The sequence below is a fragment of the Companilactobacillus muriivasis genome, from assembly GCF_036246245.1.
Taxonomy (GTDB): Bacteria; Bacillota; Bacilli; order Lactobacillales; family Lactobacillaceae; genus Companilactobacillus; species Companilactobacillus muriivasis.
This window is the reverse complement of record NZ_BTTQ01000007.1, coordinates 59,629-86,023: the sequence shown is the minus strand read 5'-3', so window position 1 is coordinate 86,023 and position 26,395 is coordinate 59,629. Positions and strand designations below refer to the sequence as shown.

Genomic DNA, 26,395 nt, shown 5'->3' with positions numbered 1-26,395 from the left:
TCGCTTTTTTCTTGCTTTTTTGATGAATTACTAATAATATATCTAGTGATGAATGCATTAGGAGGAAAGCAATTTGGCTAAAGATGAACGACAAAAGGCTTTAGATGTAGCCTTAAAAAAGATTGAAAAAGATTTTGGTAAAGGGGCCATTATGAGAATGGGTGATGATCTCAATACTCAAATCTCAACTGTTTCTACTGGTTCACTAGCCCTTGATAACGCGCTTGGTGTCGGTGGATTTCCACGAGGAAGAATCGTTGAAATCTATGGACCTGAAAGTTCTGGTAAAACAACTGTAGCTCTACATGCCGTTGCTGAAGTACAAAAACAAGGCGGTACTGCTGCTTATATTGATGCTGAAAATGCGATGGATCCTGCATATGCTACCGCTTTGGGTGTTAATATTGATGACTTATTGCTATCACAACCTGATACTGGTGAACAAGGACTCGAAATTGCCGATGCCTTGGTTTCCAGTGGTGCCGTTGATATCGTCGTTGTCGATTCCGTTGCTGCCTTGGTTCCACGTGCTGAAATTGAAGGGGACATGGGTGATGCCCACGTTGGTCTACAAGCTAGATTGATGTCACAAGCTTTGCGTAAGCTTTCTGGTTCAATCAATAAGACTAAGACTATTGCTCTTTTCATTAATCAAATTCGTGAAAAAGTTGGTATCATGTTTGGTAACCCTGAAACTACACCTGGTGGCCGTGCTTTGAAGTTCTACTCAACAATTAGACTTGAAGTACGTCGTGCTGAACAAATTAAAGACGGTACTGATGTTATTGGTAACCGTACTAAGATCAAAGTTGTAAAGAACAAGGTTGCGCCACCATTTAAGGTTGCACTTGTTGATATTATGTATGGTCATGGTATTTCTCAAACTGGTGAGTTAGTTGATATGGCTGTTGATAAGGATATTATCGATAAGTCTGGTTCATGGTACTCATACGGTGACGAGCGTATTGGTCAAGGCCGTGAGAATGCTAAGACTTACTTGGCAGAGAACACTGACAAGATGGAAGAAATTAAGCAAAAGGTTCGTGCTGCCTATAATATGGACGGTACACCTGATGAAGAAGTCGCTGAAAATGATGATGAAGCTAACAAGTCAAACGATAAGTCGACTGATAAAGCAGATTCTAAAGCAAAAAAAGACGATGACAACATCGATTTAAAGCTTGATTCTGATGAAAAAGATAGCGAATAATAAAAAAAGAGGCTGATTAAGTCTCTTTTTTTCGTTTTATTTGGTTGACAGGTCATATTTATTCTATAATATTAAGTTGTATGTAAATATTCTGTAACATATATGTTTTACAAACAAACTTTCTTAAAGCAAACATGGAGGTGATGGCATGTATCCTGCTATCATAACCTTCTCTTTCGCTATAGTAACATTAATCGTAGGGGTCCTTTTCGGATATGCTCTCTGTAAAGACGCTTACGAGAAAAAACTTTCACAAGCAAAACAAACTGCTGGGGATATCGTATCAGACGCAAAAAAGGCTGCAAAGTCTCTTAAAAAAGAAACTTTGCTGGAAGCCAAAGATGAGATTCATCAATATCGTGAAAAACAAGAAGATGAGTTGAAAGAACGCCGCCGCGATGTTCAAAAACAAGAGAATAGAGTTCTTGAACGACAAGACATTTTGGATAAAAAAGACCAATCGCTTGAAAAGCGTGAGGAAAATATCGAAAATAACGAGAACAATATTTCAGCACGACAACATAAACTTGATGAAAAAGCTAAACAATTGACTGATACTCTTAATGAACAGCAAGCGGAGCTGACAAGAGTAAGTAACTTAACTCGTGAACAAGCAAGAAAGATTATTCTTGATAAGTTGAACAAAGAATTAGTCCATGAACGTGCCAAGATGATCCAAGAAAGCGACGAACAAGCTAAACAACGTGCTGAAAAAGACGCTAAAGCCTTAATTGTTGCCGCTATTCAAAGAAGTGCAGCTGATACAGTTTCTGAATCAACTGTAACGACCGTTACATTGCCTAATGAAGACATGAAAGGTAGAATCATTGGCCGTGAGGGTAGAAATATCCGCACGATTGAAGCGCTTACAGGTGTTGATTTGATTATTGATGATACTCCTGAAGCAGTTGCTTTGAGTGCCTATGATCCTGTCAGACGAGAAATCGCCAGAATGGCTTTGGAGAAATTGATTGAAGATGGTCGGATCCATCCTGCACGCATTGAGGAAATGGTCGACAAGTCTAGAAAAGAAATGGACGATCATATTCGTGAGGTTGGTGAACAAACCGTTTATAGTTTGGGAATCAGCTCAATGAATCCAGATTTAATCAAGATTATCGGACGAATGGAATATCGTACGAGTTACGGTCAAAATGTTTTGAATCACTCTATTGAAGTAGCTAAATTATCCGCTGTAATGGCTGCCGAAATGGGTGAAGATGTTATGTTAGCAAAACGAGCAGGTTTATTGCACGATATCGGTAAAGCTATCGATCGTGAAGTTGACGGTTCCCACGTTGAAATTGGCGTGGATATCGCAACCAAGTATAAAGAACCAGAAGTAGTCGTTAATACGATTGCTTCACATCATGGGGATGTGGAACCAACATCATTAATTGCAACAATCGTTGCTGCGGCTGATGCTATTTCGGCATCACGTCCCGGCGCTAGATCAGAGTCGATGGAGAACTATATCCACCGTCTTGAAAAACTAGAAGAGATTGCCAACAAGCACGAGGGTGTTGATCATAGTTATGCTATTCAAGCTGGTCATGAGATTCGTGTCATGGTTAAGCCAGAAGAAATTTCCGATGATCAAGCTGCAATTTTAGCTCGTGATATGAAGGGTGAAATTGAAGATAACCTTGAGTATCCAGGTCATATTAAAGTTACAGTTGTTCGTGAAATCAGAAAAGTTGAATTAGCGAAATAATTTTTAATGGGGTGTATCGAAATGGTACGCTCTTTTTTAATTTCTTTTTGGAATAAGCCTAGGGTATTGTATAATTGTTTTATTAATGGAAAGTGAGTTTTTCTAAAAATGTCGGGTATGTTTAGTGTAATAGTAAAATTATTTTTAACGATGATTCTATCGGCTGCGATAACTCCTTTCGTAGTGAAATTAGCTTATATTTTGGGAGCTGTGGATAAACCCAACGCTCGGCGTGTAAATATCAAGCCAATGCCTACAATGGGTGGTCTGGCTATTTTTATTGCGTTTAACTTCTCAACGTTTGTGTTATTGCGAGAACAGTTTCCAACGCATGAGTTGTTCAGTGTTTTCTTAGCTGAATGTATCATCATTTTGACTGGTATCATTGATGATATTCGCGAATTATCGCCCAAAGCCAAGTTAGCTGGTATTTTAGCAGCAGCTTTAGTTATCTATTTCTTGGCCGGAATCAGAATGAATGAAGTAACATTGCCACTAATTGGTTCGTTTGAATTAGGTTGGTGGAGTTTACCAATCACTATCATTTGGATTATCGCCATTACTAATGCGGTCAATTTGATTGATGGACTGGATGGGCTAGCTACGGGAGTTTCAATCATTGCCTTATTTACCATGGGGGTCATGGCTTACTTCTTCTTGAATATGACAAATGTCTATGTAGCGATTTGGATTTTTGCCATGGTAGCGGCTCTAGTTGGCTTTCTACCGCATAATTTCCACCCAGCCAGTATCTTCTTAGGGGATACCGGTTCGTTGTTCATAGGCTTCATGATGGCCGTCTTCTCACTGAAAGGTTTGAAGAACGTAACGTTCATCACATTGTTGATGCCAGTTGTGATTATGGGTGTGCCAATTACCGATACTGTCTATGCAATTTTGAGACGATTGTTGAACAAGAAGCCAATCATGCAAGCTGATAAACATCATTTGCACCACAGATTGATGCAATTAGGTTTGTCACACAGACAAACAGTTTTAGTTATCTATGGTTTGTCATTGGTTTTCGCCTTCATCTCAATGCTTTACCCACTATCAACATTGTGGGGTAGCGTGTTATTGACAGTCGGTGTCTTGTTCGGTTTGGAACTCTTCATCGAATCGATCGGGCTGTTAGGTGATAATCGACAACCTTTACTAAAGGCAATTCAAAGATTTGTGAAACGATTAGAAAAGAAAGATTAGCAAGCGCCGTTATAGCGCCTGCTTTTTTTGTCCCTAGAGTTAATTCCACAAGCAATAGACAAGAAATCTATTGAGTTCCACGTTCGCGGGATGGTATATATAGAACAACACCTTTTAAATGGGTTTTGAGGAGAAAAAAAGATGGAATTAAGCGAGCAACTAAAGAAGTATCGTAAGCAAGAAAATTTAACTCAGAAACAATTGGCATTAAAATTGAATGTTTCTGATAAGACGATTTCCAGTTGGGAGACCGGTCGAACTTATCCTGATATTTCGTTGTTGATTAATCTTAGTTCCGTTTTGAATGTTTCCTTAGATGACTTTTTAAAGGGAGATACCGAAACAGTGGAAAAAATCGATAAGGATTTGAAATTAAAACGAGTTTATAAATGGACATTGGTGGCCGTGGCAGTTTGTATTGCCATATTTGCGGGCGGTTATGGATTCTTGTCCACATACCAATATCAAAATGAGATGGTTGACCGTTTTAATCCGTTGATCAAAACAAAAGTGGGTTATGCGGCTTTACCAACAGAAAAGAATGCTATCGACTCGGATTTTGCCCGGATGAAAGATGAACACGGTAAGACTAAGAAAGTTCTAGGGGCTCCCTTTAAACATATGGTTGTAACAGATGATGCGTGGGGTAACTCTTCATTTCTGACTTTTTACGGAGGCTTGCCACCAGTTGATAAGCCATATGCAATGGTTGAACATCGAGGGATGTACGTTTCTCGGATGAATTTTGTTGATTGGGATTCGATTCCGAAGACAATTCGCAACAATATGTTTAAAGATTATTCTGAATATCGTGGAATGTATGATACTTGGAAGAGTAGTGGAGAAAAAAATCATGGTCCTGAGAAGGTCTTCTCTATGAGAACCGGCAAGTATTAGGTGGGTTTTTGGTTTGCCGCCGGAGGTGACGAGGGATGGATGGAGTTTGCTGTGGACCGGTGCAAGCCTTGTGTCTCTCGCCTCGATTTTGAGTTTTGCAAGGTTCGCAAATCTCAAAATTCGTAGTGGAGTAAGGACTAAAGTCCTAACGCCACTCCCACTGCTGAACTCCATCCCTCGTCACCTCCGGCCATGTTATCTTTTTTATGCAGCGTTATTTAAAATTTCAATTACTTTTTCAAAATAAAAAACGTCAGATATTCCGATATGGAATTGTCTGGCGTTTTTGTGTTAGTAATTAAATTTGATATTTTAGTTAGCCTCAACAGGTACTCGTTTATAGGTTTTATCAGTTTCTTTGATGATAATTTGGTTTTGAAAAAGATCTTTAATATTTTGAACTGATTCTTCAGCATTCGTAACATCTAAATAAATCTCGCACTGAACGTCTGAAGTGAACTGTTTATTCTCCAAATTAATCTTTTCTTTACGAGCATAGTTATCGAATTTATCAAACATATGATATGGAATTGTTAATTCATATCCTTGCTGGATACGATTTTCAACTAAACCAATTTCTTTGACTGCTTCGGCTGTAGTTGATGAATAAGCTCTAATCAATCCACCGGCACCAAGTTTGATGCCACCGAAGTATCGTGTAACGACGACTGTAACGTTTTGCAAGTCTTGTTGTTGCAACACATTCAAAATAGGGGACCCAGCAGTTCCACTTGGTTCGCCATCGTCTGACATCCGTTCTATTTTGACGTTCTCTAACACGATAAAAGCTGTACAGTTGTGGGTTGCACCGGATTCTTGTTCACGAATCTTTTTGATAAATTCATTAGCTTCGGCTTCAGAAAAAGTTTGGGCAATGTGAGCGATGAAACGTGATTTCTTGATGTCTTTTTCGTGACTACCAGTTTTAGCGATTGTTTTATAATTTTGCAAAAAATATGTCTCCTTTACGTAGTTTTGATTATGGACAATTTAAATGAGTATTTAGGCGGTCGAATTATTCAGACTACCGACTTAAAACCTGAAGTTTTACAATATCTGCAAAGTTGTGGTGGAAAAATTGTTCCAACCACGTTTAAGAAAAATGATAAACTATTTTGCCGTCGTTGCCTAATGAAACTCGACCGTTTGCCGATTAAATTGCAATATTGTCGAAGCTGTATTAATTTGGGCAAGTTACAAATAGACGGGCAGTTGCTCATAACGCCGACAGCAATTAATTATCCCCAGCAGAGCGATTATTTAGTGTGGGATGGTAGATTGACAGCTAATCAGGAGAAAGGTGTTAGGGAGCTGTTAAGGGCGCTTGAGAATCATCGGAGTCATTTGGTCTGGGCCGTGACTGGTGCAGGTAAGACGGAAATGATTTTCCCCTTGATTGAGCAAGTTTTAAAACAAGGGCAGCGGATTGCTATTTGTTCGCCACGAGTGGATGTCTGTATCGAATTATTTCCCAGAATTCAAAAGGTTTTCCCAAATACGACTGTGGGTTTATTTCACGGTAAAAGTGAGGAACCATATCAATTAACGCAAATCATGTTGGCAACTGTTCATCAATTGATCCGTTTTGAAGAAGCGTTCGATGTGTTGGTAGTTGATGAAGTCGATTCCTACCCATTGGCAGGAAATATGATGTTGCATCGAGCAATCAAAAAGGCCAAGAAACCAACAGGGATGATTGTTTATTTGTCAGCCACACCACCGAAAGAATTATTATCGCAAGTTAAGCAACAAAAAATCTCAATAACTAAATTATATCAAAGGTTTCACGGTCATCCATTGCCAGAGCCTCACTGCCATTTATTGCTAAAGCCAATTACTTTTGGCAAGATTAATCCACGCCTAAGACTAAAACTCCAACGATTAATCAAAAACAAAGAACGATTCATGTTATTTTTCCCACAGATTCCGACGATGAAAAATTTTGCCAAACAATTAACAAAGTTATATCCGTTATTAACATTTGTTGATGTCAGTTCTAAAGACGAGCAACGTTTAGAGAAAGTTCAACAATTCCGTGATCAACGTGTTCAAGCTATTTTAACAACGACAATTTTAGAACGAGGCGTAACCTTCAAGAAAATCACTGTCATAGTTTTGGATGCCCAAGCTAAAGAGTTCTCGAAGACTGCATTGATTCAAATAGCCGGTCGGGCTGGACGTGGGAGTGATTCATATGATGATGAAGTCCATTTCTACTATCAATATTATAATCAGCAAGTTCGCTTGGCCTGTTCTGAAATTGCCTATTTGAATCAGCAGGCCAAGAAATGAAATGTCTTAATTGTGGCAATTCAATAAATAATAATCTATCGATAAAAGAAATATTTTTATTTAAAGAAATAGTTCCAAATTATATCTGTAATTTATGTCGAAAGCAGTTAGCACCGTTGATAGGACGGAATAATTGTCCCCGTTGTTTGAAGCCAGATAGTGATGGCGTTTGCAGTGATTGCTATATGTGGGAGCAAAAATATGGCATTATCAATTGCCATCAGGCTTTGTTTGAGTATAATCAGTTCATACACAGCTACTTCAAGCTGTATAAGAGATATGGAGATGTCTTGTTAGCTCGATTATTTTTTCAGGACATAAAGAACTGGTCTTTACGGAATAACTTTGATGTAGTTACATATATTCCTGCTAGCAAAAGCCATCTTCAAGCACGCGGATTTGATCCGGTCTATGAATTGTATGCCGATATTTTTGATTTGAAGTCGCTTTTGGTTAAAGCCGACGCCGATAAACCACAAGCCCAGAAGAATCGAATTGAACGATTAAGCACGCCTCAGACGTTTTCGACGCTGCCAGCATTCGATCAGGTTCAAAAAAATCAAAGAATTTTGATATTAGACGACATCTATACAACCGGAAGGACTTTAATGCATGCTCATGATATATTTTTGAAGGCTGGATTTGAAAATATTTCCACATTTTCATTATCTAGGTAATGGAAACGTTGTCATATTGGCATAAAAATATTATAATTACTTTAAAGAGATGTAAGAACGCTCTTTAATTTCCTATCGTCGGAAGGAGAGATTATTATGTTAACTATTAATGTACGTGGTGAAAATATTGAAGTAACTTCATCAATTCGCGAATATGTCGAGAAGAGAATTTCCAAAATGGAAAAATACTTCAGCGATGAAAGTAATCCAATTGCTCATGTAAACTTGAAAACATACCCTTCAAAAGGTACAAAGGTTGAAGTAACAATTCCATTGCCATATATCACATTGAGGGCTGAAGAATTAAACGATGATTTATATGCAGGTATCGATCTCGTTGTTGACAAGCTTGAAAGACAAGTTAAGAAATTCAAGACACGTGTCAACCGTAAGAGCCGTGAGGGTGGAAGTCTAAAGGATATTCCTTTGGATGATGTCACACCTGATGACACAGATGAGGAAAAATCACAAATTGTTAGAACAAAGCGTCTATCATTGAAGCCAATGGATGCTGAAGAAGCTGTTCTACAAATGGAAATGCTTGGCCACGAATTCTTCATTTTTGAAGATTCAGAAACAAATGGAGCCAGCATCGTATACAAACGTAACGATGGCAAGTATGGTCTGATTGAAACAAACGAATAAAAAAATAAATTTTAAGCTGAGGCGTCCTTACTGTCTCGGCTTTTTTTGTACTCCGGAAGTGCGTTTGTAAAGCTTTCTTAACACAAATATTCTGGAAATGGTGTATCATTGTAATCCTGAAAAGTCTGTTTAATTTATATTAAGTTTAAAAGTCTAAAAAAAAATGCTACTATTAAGAGTATGTTTATAACACTTAGGAGAGATATATTAATATGGCAAATCCACTAAGAAGATGGGTCGAAAGCGATAAAAGAGAAGTTAAACGTATGGGCAAAATTGCCGATAAGATTGAAAGCTATGCTGATGCTTACAGCAAACTTTCTGACGAAGAACTTCAAGCTAAGACTCCAGAATTTAAAGAAAGACTAGCAAAGGGCGAAACTCTAGATGATATTTTGCCTGAAGCATTTGCTACAGCCCGTGAGGGCGCTAAAAGAGTCCTTGGATTGTACCCATTTAGAGTGCAATTGATTGGTGGTATTACTTTACACGAAGGTAATATTGCTGAAATGAAAACTGGTGAAGGTAAAACTTTGACAGCTACATTGCCTGTTTACTTAAATGCGCTTGATGGCAAGGGTGTTCACGTTGTTACAGTTAACGAATATCTATCTGGTCGTGATGCTAAACAAATGGGTGAACTATATAACTGGTTAGGTTTAACAGTTGGCTTGAACATTAATAGCATGGATTCAGAAGAAAAACGTGCTGCTTACAATTGTGACATCACTTATTCAACAAATAGTGAACTTGGATTTGATTACTTGCGTGACAACATGGTTGTTTACAAGGAACAAATGGTACAACGTCCATTACACTATGCCATTGTCGATGAAGTCGACTCAATTTTAATTGATGAAGCTAGAACTCCTTTGATCATTTCTGGTGCTGCCGAAAAGTCAACAGCTATGTATGTGCGTGCTGACCGTTTTGCTAAGACACTTGAAAAAGATGATTACAAGATTGATTGGCCCACAAAGTCAATCAGTTTAACTGAAACAGGTATTAGAAAGGCTGAAGATTACTTCGGTCTTGATAACCTTTATGATATTGATAATACAGTCTTGAACCACCATATGGATCAAGCTTTGCGTGCTAACTACATCATGAGTCTAAATATCGACTATGTTGTTCAAGAAGGCGAAGTTAAGATTGTTGACCAATTTACTGGTCGTGTTATGGATGGTCGTCGTTATTCTGATGGACTACACCAAGCTATTGAAGCTAAGGAAGGTGTAGAAATTCAAGATGAAACCAAGACTATGGCTAACATCACTTATCAAAACTTCTTCCGTATGTATGACAAGTTAGCTGGTATGACTGGTACTGCTAAGACAGAAGCTGAAGAATTTAGAGAAATCTATAACATGGAAGTTATTTCAATTCCTACTAACAAGCCAGTTATCCGTGATGATAAGGATGATTTGCTTTACCCAACTTTGCAAAGTAAATTTAAGGCTGTTGTTGAAGATATCAAACGCCGTCACGCTAAAGGTCAACCTTTACTAGTTGGTACTGTTGCGGTTGAATCTTCAGAATACCTATCTAAATTACTTGATAAAGAGGGCATTCCTCATGCAGTTCTTAACGCTAAGAACCATGCTAAGGAAGCTGAAATCGTTATGAATGCTGGTCAACGTGGCGCCGTTACAATCGCCACTAATATGGCTGGTCGTGGTACTGATATCAAACTTGGACCCGGTGTTGTAGAACTCGGTGGTCTATGTGTTCTTGGTACAGAACGTCACGAATCCCGTCGTATTGATAACCAACTTCGTGGACGTTCAGGTCGTCAAGGTGATCCTGGTGTAACACAATTCTACATGTCACTTGAAGATGACTTGATGAAACGTTTCGGTTCAGAAAGAATCAAACGTGTCTTGAAGACATTGAAGATTGAAGATGACGATGCTGTTATTCAAAGTCGTATGATGACTCGTCAAGTTGAATCCGCTCAAAAACGTGTTGAAGGTAATAACTACGATACTCGTAAGAATACTCTTCAATATGATGATGTTATGCGTGAACAACGTGAAGTTATTTATAAAGAAAGAATGGAAGTTATCAACGAAGAACAAGATCTTGATAAAGTTCTACTTCCAATGATCGAACGTACTATTAAAGCTCAAGTTGCAGTTCATACACAAGGTAAAGAAGACGATTGGGAACTCGAAGCAATTGCTGACTTTGCCAAAGCTGCTTTGGTTAGCGACCAACAAATGGACGTCGTTGACTTACAACTTAAATCACAAGATGAAATCATTAAGTATTTGATGGACTTTGTTCACAAGAATTACGAACAAAAGAAAGAACAACTTGGTGATCCTTCACAAATGCTTGAATTTGAAAAGGTCGTTATCTTGAGAGTTGTCGATGAACACTGGACTGATCATATCGATGCTATGGATCAACTACGTCAATCAATTGGTCTCCGTGGTTACGGACAATTGAATCCTTTGGTTGAGTACCAAGAAGAAGGATATCGTATGTTTGAAGAAATGGTTTCTGATATTGAATATGATGTTACAAGATTATTCATGAAGGCCGAAATAAGACAAAATATGGAAAGATAAAAAGCAGGCCGCGGGGCCCGCTTTTTTTATAAGGGTGATTACATGGAATTCGGAGAAATTAAAAACAGAATTTCCGACATGGAAAACAAAATAACTCAATTCAGGGGGTCTCTTTGACTTAGAAAGTCTAGAGGAGCACATCGCTGAAAATGAAGCTAAAATGACTGAGAATGGCTTTTGGGATAACCATGAGACTGCTCAGAAATTGATTGATGAAAACAATGATTTGAAGGATCAATACGATAACTTTAAGTCCTTGAGTGAAGGTTTAGACGACATTAAAGTGTTGGCGGAACTTTACCAAGATGATCCAGAAGATGAACTGATGCAACAATTAGTAGACGATTCGGATAGTTTGGCCGCAAAGCTTCGTTCTTATGAGTTAATGATGTTGTTATCTGAACCATATGATTCGCATAATGCAATTTTGGAAATCCATCCAGGTGCCGGTGGGACGGAATCTCAAGACTGGGGCGAAATGCTGTTGAGAATGTATCAACGTTGGGCAGATCAACATGGTTTTACTGTCGAAATTGAAGACTATCAACCTGGTGAAGAAGCTGGTATTAAGAGTGTTTCAATTATGATTCGTGGTAAAAATGCCTATGGATTGTTACGTTCTGAACGTGGCGTGCATCGTTTAGTTAGAATCTCACCATTTGATTCGGCTGGGCGTCGTCATACCTCGTTTGCCTCAGTTGATGTGATGCCTGAACTTGATGACAGTATCAAAGTTGAAATTAATGACGATGACTTGCGAGTTGACGTCTTTCGTTCATCTGGTGCTGGCGGTCAACATATCAATAAGACTTCATCAGCCGTCAGAATCACACATTTACCAACTGGTATCGTAGTCAGTTCCCAGGCACAACGTTCACAATTGCAAAACCGTGAAACAGCTATGAATATGTTGAAAGCTAAACTTTTCCAAAGAGAACAAGAAGAGCAAGCTAAGAAACACGCTGAAATTCAAGGTGAACAAATGGATATTGGCTGGGGTTCACAGATTCGTTCATACGTTTTCCACCCCTATACGATGGTCAAGGATCACCGTTCTAATCTCTCGGTCAGCAATGGTCAAGGTGTGATGGATGGGGATTTAGATCCATTTATTTATGCTTATCTCCAATGGAAATTACAAGGAGCCAAACAATAATGAAAAAGAAAATCTTAGTTGTCGACGATGAACCATCAATTCTCGAATTAATTGAATATAACTTGGAAAATAACGACTACCAAGTTTCCACAGCCACAGACGGCCAAATGGCTGTTGATAAAGCTAATGAAGGTAATTTTGATTTAATTTTATTGGATCAAATGTTGCCTAAAATGAGCGGAATCGAAGTACTCAAGCAGCTGCGAAAAATTGGCAATTTAACGCCAGTTATATTTTTGACTGCAGTTGATGCTGAAGACAATAAGATTGAGGGCTTAATCAGCGGAGCAGATGACTACATTACTAAGCCATTCAGTATCAAGGAATTATTGGCTAGAATCGAAGTAGTTTTGAGAAGAACTTCACATACCGATAAAGAAAAATCATTTGAACTTGATACAGATGTCAAAGGTTTAGTAATTGATGGTCAAGAAATTTCGCTGACGAAAAAAGAGTACGAGTTACTGGAGTTTCTGATTAGAAATAAAGGTATCGTCGTCTCCAGAGAACAAATCTTTGATAATGTTTGGGGAATAAATTCTAATTCACAAATGCGGATGGTTGATATCCAAATTAGCCATCTCCGTGATAAAATTGAACAAGATACAAAGAACCCACAAATAATTAAGACCGTACATGGATTCGGTTATATTTTAGAGGTATAAGATGAAAAGAAGATTAGGACCAGTAATTGCTATCTTGATTTCGATAGTTATCTTTCTCATTTTGGTAACGTTCTCTGATAGTATCTTGGGCGATTCGCAAAATGATATGTTCACCGATGAAACAGTTTCTTATGTTGAATTGAAGAAAAACCATGAGCCAGCTGATGCCGCCAAGATTGCTGGTCTGGATTACATCGATACGTCTAAGGAAAATACCACGATGCAGCGTAAAGCCTATGATATGTACCACAATGGCCGGACTGAACCAGGTAAGGATTACGTCACTGATACAACAATGACTACCAGAATTATGTATTTCATGTCTGGGTCTGAACGTCATATTGTAGCTAAGAAGTACAATCGTCTTTGGAGTCAGAGTCCAATGACTTTCTTGATTGTTGCTTTGATGTACTTCTTGATTACTGATTCAGTTATCTTGTTCTACTACCGCAAACGTCAACAATTGAGTGAAGATATTCAGAGTGTGACGGAAAACTTGCGTCGTGTTAGAAAGAGTAAAGAGATGGCTTCGTTGATCTTGTCACCAGGCGATGAATTGTATGGCTTAGTTGAACAGACTAACAAGATCAGTATGGATATCAACGATCTTCGTGATGATGTGCAATTACGTGAAAGACGTTTCCGTGGATTGGTGGGTCACTTGCCAATTGGTGTTATGTTGCTGAACTCACAAGGGGATGTATTGTTACATAACCAAGCAATGTCGAGTTTGTTGGACGTCAATATTTCCAATGACATTCATCCGTTTATTGAAGATGTTAAAACTTACAACTTAAGTCAGATGATTGAACACACCTTGCGTAAGAACAAGAATCATCACCGTGAAATTCAATTGGTCGGTAACTCACAGAAATACGTTGATGCCAATGTTATTCGCTTGATTCATTCACGTGAAGATTATGATCAACAAGTGTTAGTTATCTTGTATGATTTGACGGAAAGCCGTCAGATTGAACGAATGCAAGTTGATTTCGTCAACAATGTCAGTCACGAGTTGAAGACACCGGTAACTTCAATTGAAGGTTTTTCAGAAACACTCTTGAATGGTGCCAAAGATGATCCGAAGAAATTGGACCACTTCCTCAACATCATTCATGACGAAAGTGTTCGTTTGTCGGAACTAATTCAGGATATTTTATCCTTGTCGAAGGTCAAACGTGATACCGAAAAGATTGATACTATCAATTTAAATGACGATATCAATCGCATTTTGGATCGACAATCGATTACAATTAAAAAACATCATATCAAGGTTAACCAACAATACTTTGGTAATCCTGAAGTAACAGCTAATAAAGAGAAAATCAATTTAGTATTCCGTAATTTAATTAAGAATGCTATTTCATATAATAAAGAAAACGGTCAAATTGACTTGGAAGTTCATCACGATGAAATTGAGAATCGTATCAAGTTCATCATCAAGGATAGCGGAATTGGAATATCGGAAGATGACCAAGCTCGTATTTTTGAAAGGTTCTATCGTGTCGACCGTTCCCGCAGTTTAGAGACTGGTGGAACTGGCTTAGGACTAGCGATTGTTAAGGAAACTTTGGATACACTTGATGGTGATATCCGCATTGAGTCGCACAAAGGATTGGGTACGACTTTCACAGTTGACATACCATTATAAAAAAATTGCTGCAACAAAATATTTTGTTTTGTTACGGCTTTTTTTTATACAAAAAATATACAAAGTTGTACTATTCTAATTGGATAGAGGTGAGAACATTGAAAAAAAGACTTGTCGCATTATTTGCAATTATGATTCCTTTAGTAGCAGTTTTGAGTGGTTGCAAAGGCAGCGGGAGCCAAGAAACAATTACAGCAGTTGGATCATCAGCTGCGCAACCATTAGTGGAACTTGCCGGGGAAGAATTTTCAAAGAATAATCCAAATGAGTACGTCAACGTGCAAGGTGGCGGTACTGGTACAGGACTCAGCCAGATTCAACAAGGTGCTGTTAATATCGGTAATTCTGATTTATACGCAGAACAAAAACAAGATATTGATGCCAGCAAACTTGTTGATCATCGGATTGCTGCAGTTGGGATGATTCCGGTTGTGAATAAAGATGTCAAGGTTAAATCCTTGACTATCAAGCAATTGAGACAAATTTTTTCTGGTCAAGTTACAAACTGGAAAGAGGTCGGTGGTCAAGACCTACCAATCACCATTATCAATCGTGCAGACGGTTCGGGAACCCGTGCAGCGTTTGAGAGTGATGTTATGAACGGAACGCCTTTCGTGCGCTCTCAGGAACAAGATTCCAGCGGTATGGTTAGACAAATTGTCTATAACACTGCCGGATCTATCAGTTATTTGGCGATGCCTTATCTTAACAATACTGTGAAAACAATTAACGTTAATGGCGTTGAACCCACCATTGAAAATATCGAGAACAATAAGTGGACGATTTGGTCATACGAGCACCTATATACAAAGGGTAAACCAACTGGTATGACGAAAGAATTCCTTGATTTCATTATGACGGATCATGTTCAGACTAATGTTGTTAAAAAAATGAACTATGTTCCCATCAACGAAATGAAATATGAAAAAGATTATAAGGGCAATATTACGCCCGTTTCAAAGGGGGTAAAGTAATTTGAAAGATCCAATTAGAGAAAGTCTAACCAAGAAATCTGTTTCTGCTAAACGTGAAACACGCGGTAAAATTATTTCTTTCAGTTTTACTGCAATTATCGTTTTACTAGTTATCACAATTATTGGTTTTATCGCATCACGTGGTTTAATTATCTTCTTTAAGGATGGGGTCAATCCGATTGATTTTCTTACTCACTCAGTTTGGGCACCTAACAAATTGGACAGTGCTGGACATCCAATTGTTGGGGCAGCTCCAATGATTGTCGGTTCGTTTGCGGTTACATTGATTGCTGCACTTATCGGGACGCCATTTGCGATTGCTGCAGCCATTTTTATGACGGAAATTTCGCCTAAATGGGGTCGAAAAGTTTTACAACCAGTTATCGAATTATTGGTTGGCATTCCTTCAGTAGTTTATGGATTCTTCGGTTTAACGATTGTCGTACCGTTTGTTAGAAAGATTGCTGGCGGAAGTGGATTCGGTATTTTAGCTGGATCATTCGTATTATTCGTTATGATTTTGCCAACAATTACTTCGATGTCAGTCGATGCTTTGAAGGCAGTACCAAGATATTATCGTGAAGCTTCGTTAGCTTTGGGTGCCACTAGATGGCAAACTATTTCCAAAGTTATTTTGCGTGCAGCGACGCCAGGACTTTTGACTGCCGTTGTTTTTGGCATGGCCAGAGCCTTTGGTGAAGCCTTAGCTGTTCAAATGGTTATTGGTAATGCGATGTTATTGCCACACAATTTAGTTTCACCATCATCAACCTTAACAAGTGTTTTAACAATGAACATGGGTAATACAATCATGGGTTCAACGCCAAATAATGCGCTTTGGTCATTAGCCTTATTGCTTCTATTAATGTCATTGCTATTCAACTTCGTTATTAGAAAAATTGCTAAGCGAGGTGAGTTCTAGTGTTTAATGAAAAAGTTAAAGACAAAATAGCTACTGCCGTGATTTACTTCATGTCAGGAATTATTGTGCTCATCTTAGCAGGTTTGCTGGTTTATATTTTGGGTAGTGGACTCCGTTATGTTAACTGGCATTTCTTAACATCCGGTTCCAAAGCCTTTCAAGCTGGTAGTGGTGTCGGAATTCAATTATTCAACTCGTTTTTCCTATTGATACTTTCAATGTTGATTTCCATTCCAATTTCTATCTGTGCTGGTATTTATTTATCTGAATACGCTGGCAAGAATAAATTGGTAGATTTGATTCGTGTATCAATTGAAGTTTTGAGTTCTTTACCTTCAATCGTTGTTGGCTTATTCGGATTCTTGATTTTCGTTATCAGTTTTAAATTTGGTTTCTCAATTCTCTCAGGTGCCTTGACACTGACAGTGTTCAACTTGCCAATCTTGACGAGAAATGTGGAAGATTCCTTGAGATCAGTTTCACAGTCACAACGTGAAGCTGGATTGGCTCTGGGCCTTTCAAAATGGGAAACTGTTATCCACGTTATTATCCCTGATGGTTTGCCAGGTATCATTACCGGTATGATCATTGGTGCTGGTAGAGTCTTTGGTGAAGCCGCTGCCTTGATTTATACAGCTGGTCAGAGTGCTCCACCATTGGATTTCACTAATTTCAATGTTTTCAGTATCACAAGTCCTTTGAATTTAATGAGACCAGCCGAAACTTTAGCTGTTCATATTTGGAAAGTTAACTCAGAAGGTTTGATTCCTGATGCTGTCCAAGTTTCAGCTGGAGCTTCAGCGGTCTTGATTATTGCAGTTTTGATATTTAATTTATTAGCCAGATATATAGGCAATATAGTTTATAAAAAGATGACGGGTGAGTAAGATATGGACGTACAAACAGATGAACAATACATCCTTCATTTAAATGAGGATGAACACGAAATCGCCATGAAGACGAAAGATTTACAAGTCTTTTATGGCGAAAAAGAAGCCATGCACAAAGCATCGCTTCAGTTCGAAAGATATAAGATCACATCCTTGATTGGAGCTTCTGGTTCTGGTAAGTCGACATATTTGAGATCCTTGAATCGCATGAACGACAATGTACCTGGTGCTACGGTCAAAGGTGAAATCATGTACCGTGGTTTGGACATTAATAAGAATAATGTTGATATTTATGAAGTTAGAAAACATATTGGGATGGTTTTCCAACGTCCAAATCCATTTTCTAAATCAATTTATGACAACATTACTTTTGCTCTAAAACGTCATGGATTGCATGACAAAAAGCAATTAGATGAAATTGTCGAGACAACTTTGAAACAGGCCTCATTGTGGGACCAAGTTAAAGATGATCTAGGCAAAAGTGCATTAGCACTCTCTGGGGGTCAACAACAACGACTATGTATTGCCCGAGCAATTGCGATGAAACCGGATATTTTATTGATGGATGAACCTGCAAGTGCCTTGGATCCAATTTCGACGTCGAATGTTGAAGAAACAATGTTGAGTTTGAAGGATAAATTTACCATTATTATCGTGACGCACAACATGCAACAAGCAGCTAGAATCAGCGATTACACGGCATTTTTCCACTTGGGACATGCTGTCGAATTTAATGAAACTAGAAAGATCTTTACTCGTCCACATATTAAGACGACTGAAGACTATGTTTCTGGACACTTTGGATAGGAGAAAGTAATCATTAACTAAAACATAGAAAAATGTCGAGCAATGTAGAAAAGAATACTAAGTTCCCCACAGAGAGTAAATATGGAGGTGGCGAGCTTGGGAATGATTAAATCTAGTGATAATCCATCACGGTTCGTACGATGTAAAAATTGAAAACTTGCACTGCATCTTACCCGACCTAAACAGTCTTATCTATACCAAAGAAATTATCCTCAATGATCAAACCACTGAAATCAATAACGATCTAAATTATAATGAGAAGTGAAAAGAAAAAATTGACTTGGTAGGTGAAGATGCTGATGATCCGGACACAGAAAGTAAGACTTTATCCTAATTGTCATATGAAAAGGGTGCTCGATAGCCTTTGTGATTATCGGCGATACTGCTGGAATGAGGGGCTGGCTACTTGGAATGACATGTATGACTTATGTACGCTTGATTCAAGTAGTCCCCATCCCAGTGCTTATATTCAGTTCGGAATGAATTAGTTGCGAATAAAGCTGATTGGCAGTATGAGTTATCAGCACGTACGCTGCAACTAGCGATTGCTGATCTAGGAACGGCTTGGCGGAATTTTTTTGATAAGGCACAACCTGATTGGGGAAAACCCACTTTCAAATCAAAAAAAGCTGCTCGACAAGGATTCAAAACTGACCGAGCTAAAATTATCGCTGGTAAGCTTCGTTTGGATAAACCACATGGCGTTAAGGATTGGTATGACATCAGGATTAGTCAACACGTTGATTTATCAGGTGTACTTAAGGTAGTCAGTGTTTACCGTGAAAACGGTAAACACTGGGCCAGTCTTCCCTTTGAAGTTGAACTTGATGTCAAGCCGAAAACTGGTGATAGTTCAGCTGTTGATGTGAATGTTGGTCATTTGAATTACACGGCTGGCGTTATTAACACCTTGCCGAAACGATTACATAAGCTGTATCAGCGAATCAAGTTTTACCAAAAGCAATTAGCTCATAAGCGAGTCATGAACGGGAATAAGGCAACTAAAAGTACTAATTACGTTGCAATAAGAGCCAAATTACAGCGTGATTATCGCAAAGTTACCAATATTCAACATGACATCATGCAAAAATTCACGACAAAACTTGTCAATAATTACGACAAAATCGTGATTGAAGACCTATCCGTTAAAGCGATGCAGATGAGTCACGTTGCTTCTAAAGGTTTGCAACGGTCAATGTTTGGCTACTTCCGGCAAATATTAAGCTATAAGTGTGGCTGGTACGGTAAAGAGCTTATTCTGGCAGATCACCAGTATCCTTCAACACAGCGTTGTTCAAAGTGTGGTCATATCAAAGTTGGGAACGATAAAATCACGTTACAAGGTAATGGCGCACATCAGACTAAGCATAATGAATATGTTTGTTATAACTGTGGCGCAAAAATGGATCGTGACGAAAATGCCGTTGCCAACTTACTAGATTTAATCTAAAAAATAATAACTTAACGGGGCTGGCTAAAGTCCTTAAGCTGTCATAGTTGGTCAATGCGATTACTCCCTATGGAATATCGGAACACCGGCGTTATAACGGTAGCAAGCAAAAATCAAGAAAGGAAATATGCAACCTTTCTAAATGTAGAAATCAGTAATGTTTATCTACATTTCTCCATATTTTGCATAGCAGCACAATAACTTTGTCAGAAAAAATTTTAACATCATCTGATGTACATTTGTTTTATGGAAAAAAAGAAGCACTAAAAGGGGTTAACCTCGATTTCAACAAGAATGAAATCACAGCCTTAATCGGTCCATCAGGATGTGGAAAGTCAACTTATCTTAGATGTTTGAATCGGATGAACGACTTAATTCCGAATGTAACGATAACTGGAACGATATCGTTGAATGGTAAAAACATCTATGCGCCCAATATTGATACGGTTGAATTGCGAAAACAAGTTGGGATGGTTTTTCAACAGCCAAACCCATTTCCTTTCTCAATTTATGATAATGTAATATATGGATTAAGATTGGCCGGCGTCAAAGATAAAGCTGTCTTGGATGAAGCTGTTGAAACGAGTCTACAAAACGCTGCCGTTTGGGATGATGTGAAGGATAAATTGCATCAGAGTGCCTTATCATTGTCCGGTGGTCAACAACAGAGAGTATGTATTGCTAGAGTTTTAGCAGTGAAACCTGATATTATTTTATTAGACGAACCAACTTCAGCCTTGGATCCTATTTCGTCAGCTAAGGTTGAAGATACAATGTTAGCTTTGCGTGAGGATTATACGATTATTACTGTTACACATAACATGCAACAGGCATCAAGAATATCTGATCAAACCGCTTTCTTCCTAAATGGGGAATTAATTGAGGCGGATAAGACTAAGAATATATTCTTAAATCCAAAAGAGAAACAGACGGAAGATTATATCTCTGGAAAATTCGGTTAGGAGAAAAGTAAGATGCGTACAACGTTTGAAGAACAATTAAATAATTTACATTTGCGCTTCTCAGAAATGGGTATGATGGCCAGTGAAGCTATTATGAAATCTGTTAAGGCGTACGTTGACCACGATAAGGCCTTAGCAAAAGAAGTTATCAAGAATGATCATATTATCAATAAGCGTGAGATGGATCTGGAAAAGGAATCGTTTGAAATGATTGCCTTGCAACAACCAGTTACTTCAGATTTGCGTATGATTGTGACTGTTTTGAAAGCCAGTTCTGATTTGGAAAGAATGGGCGATCATGCAGTAAGTATTGCTCAAGAAACTATTCGTGTTAAAGGTGAAACTAGAATTCCGGAAATTGAAAAATTGATTGCCGAAATGGGTGACATCACAACAAGTATCGTTGAAGATTCACTTGAAGCATACTTGAAACGTGACAGTAAGATGGCTGAGGAAGTCGCTAACCGTGACGTTAGAGAGCATTACTTGAGTGCCCAAATCAACAAGATGAGTATTGCGGAAATGCAAAAAGAAGGAGACTACGTTTTGAGTGGTTCTTCATATATGTTAGTTTCCAGTTATTTGGAACGTGCCGGTGACTATGCAACCAATATTTGTGAATGGGTTGTTTACTTGAATACTGGACATGTGGTAGAACTGAATCAGAAGCATGTTGCGGATGAAGATTATCCTAACCAAGGTTAATTGATAAATTTGTTAATATGTAGTATATTTTTCGAACAAGTTGAGGTGATAATACATGAAAAATAGAATCACAAGATCCAGTACTGATCGGATGCTTGCCGGTGTTTGTGGAGGCTTAGGAGAGTACTTTGGGGTTGACTCAACTTGGATTCGCCTAGCTTTTGTCTTCTTATTGCCATTCACATATTTTCTACCGGTATTAGTTTATGTAATATGTGTCTTTTCTTTCCCAGAAAAGCGTAATATTCAGAGAACTAGTTCGTATCGAGGCAGAAGACGTCTCAAGGCTAAGTCTTCTAAAAAATATTACTGATTCAAAAGAGAGTTAAATGAGGGTATAAAATGAAGTTTTTAATCAGATTGGTGATACAAACGTTGTTGTTCTTAGCAATTGCGCGTTTATTACCGGGTATGTTTCAAATTGATAGTTTAGGGACTGCCATTGTCGCAAGTTTGGTATTGGTCTTTCTAAACTGGACTATCAAACCATTGTTGCATATCATTTCTTTACCAATCACGTTTATTACTTTTGGTCTATTTTCCTTCGTGATAAATGCGATTACCTTGGAATTAACTTCAGTATTAGTCGGATCATCAAGTTTTCACTTTAATGGTTTTGGCTCAGCTTTAGTCGTTGCTGTTATTTTAGCAATCTGCAATTCCATTATTAACAGCTATACCATGGACAATTTTCAAAGGCGCGTCTAGAACGCGTTTTTTTTGTCTTTTGAATTTGGAGGTATTGAAGGATTGCCGCCGGAGGGCGCGAGGGATGGAGTTCGCTGTGGAACGGTTCGAGCCAAGGTCTCTCGCCTCGATTTTGAGCTTTGCACAGTTTGCAAATCTCAAAAGTCGTAGTGGAGTAAGGACTAAAGTCCTAACGCCACTCCCACTGCTGAACTCCATCCCTCGCGCCCTCCGGCTCTGGTTTTACTACAGACTAAAAAATGATTCTGAGGCCATTTGAATTCTTGATGTATATCATTTTTTATTATGTATTTACGATGTTTAATAGAAGTGGATTGTTGAATTATATTTTGTTGATTGTTAAATCAGAATAGTTAATTTGTAAACAAATTTCTAAATAAACTAGCCTCCGGGTGTCAGTAATGTAGCCAGCAGTGAAGGTGGCGTTAGAGCTTTAGCTCTTACACCACAGGACGAATTTTGAAATTCGCGTGTTTTGCGAAGTTCAAAATCGAGGTTCGAGACCGCACTTTGGCTCGAACCGGTCCTCACAGCAGGCTACATTACTGACACTCGGAGGCGGCATCCACACCACAAAGATTCAGATTTAAGTTTCAACCTAAGTTATTAATGATAAAATTGGTATAAAAATAGATTTAGTGAGGGTTGGCTATGACAAATTTTGTTACTGTATCTCAAATGGTAAAAGATAATGAACTAAAAGTTTATAATGACGAAGCTTTGATGAAAAATAAGAAAGTCACAACGAGTGATATTTCTCGTCCCGGAATTGAATTGACTGGTTACTTTGATTACTATCCAAGTGAACGTATTCAATTGTTTGGACAAACTGAGTCAGCTTATTCACGTTCAATGACTGCTAATAACCGTTACAAGGTTATGTTGGAATTGTGTCGTGAAGATACACCAGCGCTTTTGATTTCTCGTAACATTCAACCTAGTGCGGAATTATTGAAGGCTGCTAGCGAGCACAAGGTGCCTGTCATTGGTTCTGAGTTGCCAACAACTAGACTTTCAAGTATGATCACTGAATATTTGGATGAAAACTTAGCTCCTAGAGAGTCGATTCATGGGGTTTTGGTCGACGTTTATGGTATCGGAATTTTGCTGACTGGTCACTCTGGTATTGGTAAAAGTGAAACTGCTTTGGAACTAATTAAGCGTGGCCACCGTTTGATTGCTGATGACCGTGTTGATGTTTATCAACGTGATGAGAAAACTATTGTTGGTGAAGCACCTAAGATTCTCAATCATTTGCTAGAAATTCGTGGTATTGGTATTATCGATGTCATGAACCTCTTTGGTGCTGGTGCCGTTCGTTCACAAAGTGAAATTCAATTGATCATCAATTTGGAAAACTGGTCAGCTGATAAGAACTACGATCGAATCGGTACTTTGGAAGATAAAAGAACTTTCTTTGACGTTGATGTGCCACAAATTACTGTTCCTGTTAAAGTTGGTCGTAATATTTCTATCATTATCGAAGTCGCTGCCATGAACTATCGTGCTAAGAAGATGGGTTATGACGCTACTAAGAAGTTTGAAGATAATCTAGGACTATTGATTAAAGAAAATGAAGAAAAAACGAAGAATGATGAAGAAGGTAAGTAATGAGTTTATTAGCATTAAATCCGATTGCGTTTGATCTGGGGGGATTACAAATTCATTGGTACGGTATCATCATCGCTATGGGTGCCTTAGTTGGTGTTCTAATGGCTATGCATGAGGCCAAACGTAAACACATGGATCCGGATAATATCTTGGATCTTGTCTTGTGGGGCGTTCCAATTGCTTTAGTCGGTGCAAGGTTGTATTATGTAGTCTTTGAACTACCATTCTATCTGGCTAACCCCGGTGAGATTATCAAAATTTGGCATGGTGGAATCGCCATTTATGGTGGTTTGATTGCGGCATTTATCGTCTTGCTAGTTTTGTGTCACAAGCGGAAGATTTCGCCATGGTTGATGTTAGATATCGCTGCTCCATCAGTTCTTTTAGGTCAAATTGTTGGTCGCTGGGGTAACTTTATGAATCAAGAAGCCTTTGGTGCTAAAACCACTTTGAGCTTTCTACAATCGCTACATTTGCCACACTTTATTGTCGAACAAATGTATATCAATGGAGCTTATCGTCAACCAACTTTCTTGTATGAATCAGTTGGTAATTTAATTGGTTTAATTCTAATTTTGATTTTGCGTAACAGAAAACACCTGCTTAAACGTGGGGAAGTATTCTTGAGTTACTTGATTTGGTATCCAGCGGTTAGATTTTTCGTTGAAGGCATGCGGACTGACAGTTTATATATCTTGCCAGGCGTTAGAGTTTCACAGATGCTTTCAATAGTATTATTTGTTGTAGCAATCACCTTGTTCATTTATCGTCGAAAGAAACAAAATGAACCTTGGTATAATGAATTGTGAGCAACTTAATTGCCAAGTTAAAAATAAATGGTAATATTTGTTGAGTAATTAGGAGGTAACGACGATGAAAACATATGATGTAGTAGTTATTGGAGCAGGTCCTGGTGGTTTAACCGCCGCTCTCTATGCTTCACGTGCTAACTTATCAGTAATGATTCTTGATCGTGGTATCTACGGTGGTCAAATGAATAACACCGCTGCGATTGAAAACTATCCAGGATTTGATTCAATTCTCGGACCAGACTTGAGTGAAAAGATGTACAAATCTTCAACTCAATTTGGTGCTGATTTTGGCTATGGTGCCGTTGAATCTGTTGAGGATAAGGGGAATGTTAAAATCATCCATACTGATGATGGCGACTATGAAACAAAAGTTTTAATCATTGCAACTGGTTCACAATATAAGAAGATTGGCGTACCTGGTGAGGATGAACTTTCAGGACGTGGTGTTTCTTACTGTGCCGTCTGTGATGGTGCATTCTTTAAAGGCCAAGACGTTGCCGTTATTGGTGGTGGCGATTCAGCCGTTGAAGAAGGTATTTATTTAACACAATTAGCTAAGTCTGTAACAATTATTCACCGTCGTGATCAACTACGTGCTCAAAAGATTTTGCAAGACCGTGCATTTAAGAATGACAAGATCAAGTTCGTTTGGAATGCTGACGTTAAGGAAATCACGAGCGAAGATGACAAAGTTGCTGGTGTCAGATATATTGACAAAGAAACTGGTGAAGAACATGTCGTACCAGCTAAAGGTGCCTTTATCTATGTTGGTATCGATCCAATGACAACACCATTCAAGAATCTCGGCATTCTTGATGAAGCTGGCTGGATCAATACAAATGAACATATGGAAACTAAAGTACCTGGTATTTTGGCTGTTGGTGACGTTAGAAAGAAAGATCTTCGTCAAATTGCTACAGCTGTTGGTGAGGGTGGTATCGCTGGACAACAAGCATTCAGTTATATCCAAGAACTCGCTGATGACAAGGTTTCAACTAAGTAATTAGTTGAATGATATGTGGTGCTAGTTAAGTATCCCGTCTACAGAGCTGGGAAATATTCTCAAGCTGTGCGGAACGGCCCGAGCCAAAATACGGTCTCGAACCTCGGTTTGAAGCCTTGACACAGTTCGTCAAGTCTCCAAACACGTCCGGTGGTATAAGTACGGAAGGAATCTTCCGTACTTATACCACTACCACGGCACACAAATATTTCCCAGCTCTTCCGACTAATTTAATCGTTATTAATTGAATATATAAGTATTCAGATGCTTTTATATTTGGTACGTTTTTGATACTGAAATATAGGCGAGTATTGATAATGGATTATCAACTAGGCACCGTACATTTTAATAATAAAAGTAAATTGAGGATTATATGATAAGGCGATTGCTGCCTTTGTCATATAATCCTTTTTTATTAATTAAATTATGACTAATTGTCTAATTATTGAAAAGATAATTGTTGAAATTTGATTCCATTGCGTATATGTTTAAACATATAATGAACTTAAAAAGTCAGGAAGTGATTCTTATGCGCGAAGTAGCAGATAAAAACTTGAACCAATTAATGCACGAATCAGGTTTCAACATTGCGAAAAATCTGAAACAACTCAGACGTGAAAGAAACGTAACTCAAAAAGAAGTGGCTCAACATTTGAATATTGATGTTACGACTTTGTCTCACTATGAGACTGGTATCCGTATGCCAGATATCGACACTTTGATTGCCTTGGCTAGATACTACGATACCGATATCAACAGAATCATTAGTAGCGAATCTTAATAATTTGGATATTTGAAAATAGAACTTTAAGGATATTTTAAATATTTATTGTTAAAGTTGCTAAATCAAATTTTAATAGTACTTCAT

The 26,395-nt window shown here is 38.3% G+C and carries 24 protein-coding genes and 1 pseudogene; 24 read left to right on the top strand and 1 reads right to left on the bottom strand.

The features are described 5' to 3' along the window. Positions 1 to 73 precede the first annotated feature (73 nt). The 4 genes from recA (at position 74) to AAA923_RS08800 (ending at position 5,024) form a co-directional block, all read left to right on the top strand. Entirely contained in the window at positions 74 to 1,210 is a 1,137-nt protein-coding gene (gene recA / locus AAA923_RS08815) for a recombinase RecA (protein ID WP_338216425.1), read from the top strand. A 148-nt stretch (positions 1,211 to 1,358) separates the two neighbouring features. Next, on the top strand, positions 1,359 to 2,924 hold the full coding sequence (rny, locus tag AAA923_RS08810; protein ID WP_041501703.1) for a ribonuclease Y: 1,566 nt from the start codon (positions 1,359 to 1,361) through the stop codon (positions 2,922 to 2,924). A gap of 117 nt (positions 2,925 to 3,041) precedes the next feature. Then, a complete protein-coding gene (locus AAA923_RS08805; protein WP_041501765.1) occupies positions 3,042 to 4,127 on the top strand; it encodes a glycosyltransferase family 4 protein in 1,086 nt (361 codons plus the stop codon). A 141-nt stretch (positions 4,128 to 4,268) separates the two neighbouring features. Then, positions 4,269 to 5,024 (top strand): helix-turn-helix domain-containing protein, encoded by a 756-nt coding sequence (locus tag AAA923_RS08800; protein ID WP_338216422.1) that lies wholly within the window; start codon positions 4,269 to 4,271, stop codon positions 5,022 to 5,024. Between the two features lie 312 nt (positions 5,025 to 5,336). On the opposite strand, the gene AAA923_RS08795 is transcribed toward AAA923_RS08800, so the two are convergent. Next, on the bottom strand, positions 5,337 to 5,975 hold the full coding sequence (locus AAA923_RS08795) for a YigZ family protein (RefSeq protein ID WP_338216420.1): 639 nt from the start codon (positions 5,973 to 5,975) through the stop codon (positions 5,337 to 5,339). A 30-nt stretch (positions 5,976 to 6,005) separates the two neighbouring features. Between AAA923_RS08795 and AAA923_RS08790 the strand changes: the two genes are divergently transcribed. The 20 genes and pseudogenes from AAA923_RS08790 (at position 6,006) to AAA923_RS08695 (ending at position 26,308) form a co-directional block, all read left to right on the top strand. Then, positions 6,006 to 7,316, top strand: a complete 1,311-nt coding sequence (locus AAA923_RS08790) for a DEAD/DEAH box helicase family protein (protein ID WP_338216418.1) — start codon at positions 6,006 to 6,008, stop codon at positions 7,314 to 7,316. Continuing rightward, positions 7,313 to 7,993: a ComF family protein gene (locus tag AAA923_RS08785; RefSeq protein WP_338216417.1), complete on the top strand. Its 681-nt coding sequence runs from the start codon at positions 7,313 to 7,315 to the stop codon at positions 7,991 to 7,993. The genes AAA923_RS08790 and AAA923_RS08785 overlap by 4 nt, the downstream gene beginning before the upstream one ends. 96 nt (positions 7,994 to 8,089) lie before the next feature. Continuing rightward, entirely contained in the window at positions 8,090 to 8,638 is a 549-nt protein-coding gene (hpf, locus tag AAA923_RS08780) for a ribosome hibernation-promoting factor, HPF/YfiA family (RefSeq protein WP_338216415.1), read from the top strand. A gap of 212 nt (positions 8,639 to 8,850) precedes the next feature. Beyond that, positions 8,851 to 11,211, top strand: coding sequence for a preprotein translocase subunit SecA (gene secA / locus AAA923_RS08775; RefSeq protein WP_338216414.1), 2,361 nt, complete (start codon positions 8,851 to 8,853; stop codon positions 11,209 to 11,211). Positions 11,212 to 11,253: 42 nt separating this feature from the next. Then, positions 11,254 to 12,367 (top strand): peptide chain release factor 2 gene (gene prfB / locus AAA923_RS08770; protein WP_338216413.1). Its coding sequence is split into 2 segments (ribosomal slippage): positions 11,254 to 11,325 and positions 11,327 to 12,367, totalling 1,113 coding nucleotides; the frame shifts between segments, so codons are not numbered across the junction. Further along, the gene (locus AAA923_RS08765; RefSeq protein ID WP_338216411.1) at positions 12,367 to 13,032 is read left to right on the top strand and encodes a response regulator transcription factor; all 666 of its coding nucleotides are present in this window, start codon (positions 12,367 to 12,369) and stop codon (positions 13,030 to 13,032) included. The genes prfB and AAA923_RS08765 overlap by 1 nt, the downstream gene beginning before the upstream one ends. Before the next feature lies 1 nt (position 13,033). Then, entirely contained in the window at positions 13,034 to 14,683 is a 1,650-nt protein-coding gene (locus tag AAA923_RS08760; protein WP_338216410.1) for a sensor histidine kinase, read from the top strand. 98 nt (positions 14,684 to 14,781) lie between these two features. Continuing rightward, positions 14,782 to 15,657 carry a phosphate ABC transporter substrate-binding protein PstS family protein gene (locus AAA923_RS08755; protein WP_338216408.1) on the top strand — a complete coding sequence of 292 codons (876 nt, stop codon included), beginning with the start codon at positions 14,782 to 14,784 and terminating at the stop codon, positions 15,655 to 15,657. A gap of 1 nt (position 15,658) precedes the next feature. Next, positions 15,659 to 16,579, top strand: a complete 921-nt coding sequence (gene pstC / locus AAA923_RS08750; RefSeq protein ID WP_338216407.1) for a phosphate ABC transporter permease subunit PstC — start codon at positions 15,659 to 15,661, stop codon at positions 16,577 to 16,579. Continuing rightward, positions 16,579 to 17,466: a phosphate ABC transporter permease PstA gene (gene pstA, locus AAA923_RS08745; RefSeq protein ID WP_338216405.1), complete on the top strand. Its 888-nt coding sequence runs from the start codon at positions 16,579 to 16,581 to the stop codon at positions 17,464 to 17,466. Before pstC ends, pstA begins: the two co-directional genes overlap by 1 nt. 3 nt (positions 17,467 to 17,469) lie before the next feature. Next, entirely contained in the window at positions 17,470 to 18,276 is an 807-nt protein-coding gene (gene pstB, locus AAA923_RS08740; protein ID WP_338216404.1) for a phosphate ABC transporter ATP-binding protein PstB, read from the top strand. Positions 18,277 to 18,575: 299 nt separating this feature from the next. Then, positions 18,576 to 19,726 (top strand): annotated as a pseudogene (locus AAA923_RS08735) (RNA-guided endonuclease InsQ/TnpB family protein). Positions 19,727 to 19,929: 203 nt separating this feature from the next. Next, positions 19,930 to 20,688, top strand: a complete 759-nt coding sequence (pstB, locus tag AAA923_RS08730; protein WP_435890173.1) for a phosphate ABC transporter ATP-binding protein PstB — start codon at positions 19,930 to 19,932, stop codon at positions 20,686 to 20,688. 12 nt (positions 20,689 to 20,700) lie between these two features. Then, the gene (gene phoU, locus AAA923_RS08725; protein WP_338216402.1) at positions 20,701 to 21,393 is read left to right on the top strand and encodes a phosphate signaling complex protein PhoU; all 693 of its coding nucleotides are present in this window, start codon (positions 20,701 to 20,703) and stop codon (positions 21,391 to 21,393) included. 55 nt (positions 21,394 to 21,448) lie between these two features. Continuing rightward, entirely contained in the window at positions 21,449 to 21,706 is a 258-nt protein-coding gene (locus AAA923_RS08720; protein ID WP_082330671.1) for a PspC domain-containing protein, read from the top strand. Positions 21,707 to 21,735: 29 nt separating this feature from the next. Beyond that, positions 21,736 to 22,101, top strand: a complete 366-nt coding sequence (locus tag AAA923_RS08715) for a phage holin family protein (RefSeq protein ID WP_041501717.1) — start codon at positions 21,736 to 21,738, stop codon at positions 22,099 to 22,101. A 651-nt stretch (positions 22,102 to 22,752) separates the two neighbouring features. After that, complete coding sequence (hprK, locus tag AAA923_RS08710) at positions 22,753 to 23,712, top strand: HPr(Ser) kinase/phosphatase (protein WP_338216397.1); 960 nt, start codon at positions 22,753 to 22,755, stop codon at positions 23,710 to 23,712. Next, positions 23,712 to 24,521: a prolipoprotein diacylglyceryl transferase gene (gene lgt / locus AAA923_RS08705; RefSeq protein ID WP_338216395.1), complete on the top strand. Its 810-nt coding sequence runs from the start codon at positions 23,712 to 23,714 to the stop codon at positions 24,519 to 24,521. Before hprK ends, lgt begins: the two co-directional genes overlap by 1 nt. 64 nt (positions 24,522 to 24,585) lie before the next feature. Continuing rightward, positions 24,586 to 25,527: a thioredoxin-disulfide reductase gene (gene trxB, locus AAA923_RS08700; protein WP_338216393.1), complete on the top strand. Its 942-nt coding sequence runs from the start codon at positions 24,586 to 24,588 to the stop codon at positions 25,525 to 25,527. Between the two features lie 529 nt (positions 25,528 to 26,056). Then, entirely contained in the window at positions 26,057 to 26,308 is a 252-nt protein-coding gene (locus AAA923_RS08695; protein ID WP_048698728.1) for a helix-turn-helix domain-containing protein, read from the top strand. The last annotated feature ends 87 nt before the right edge of the window (positions 26,309 to 26,395 follow it).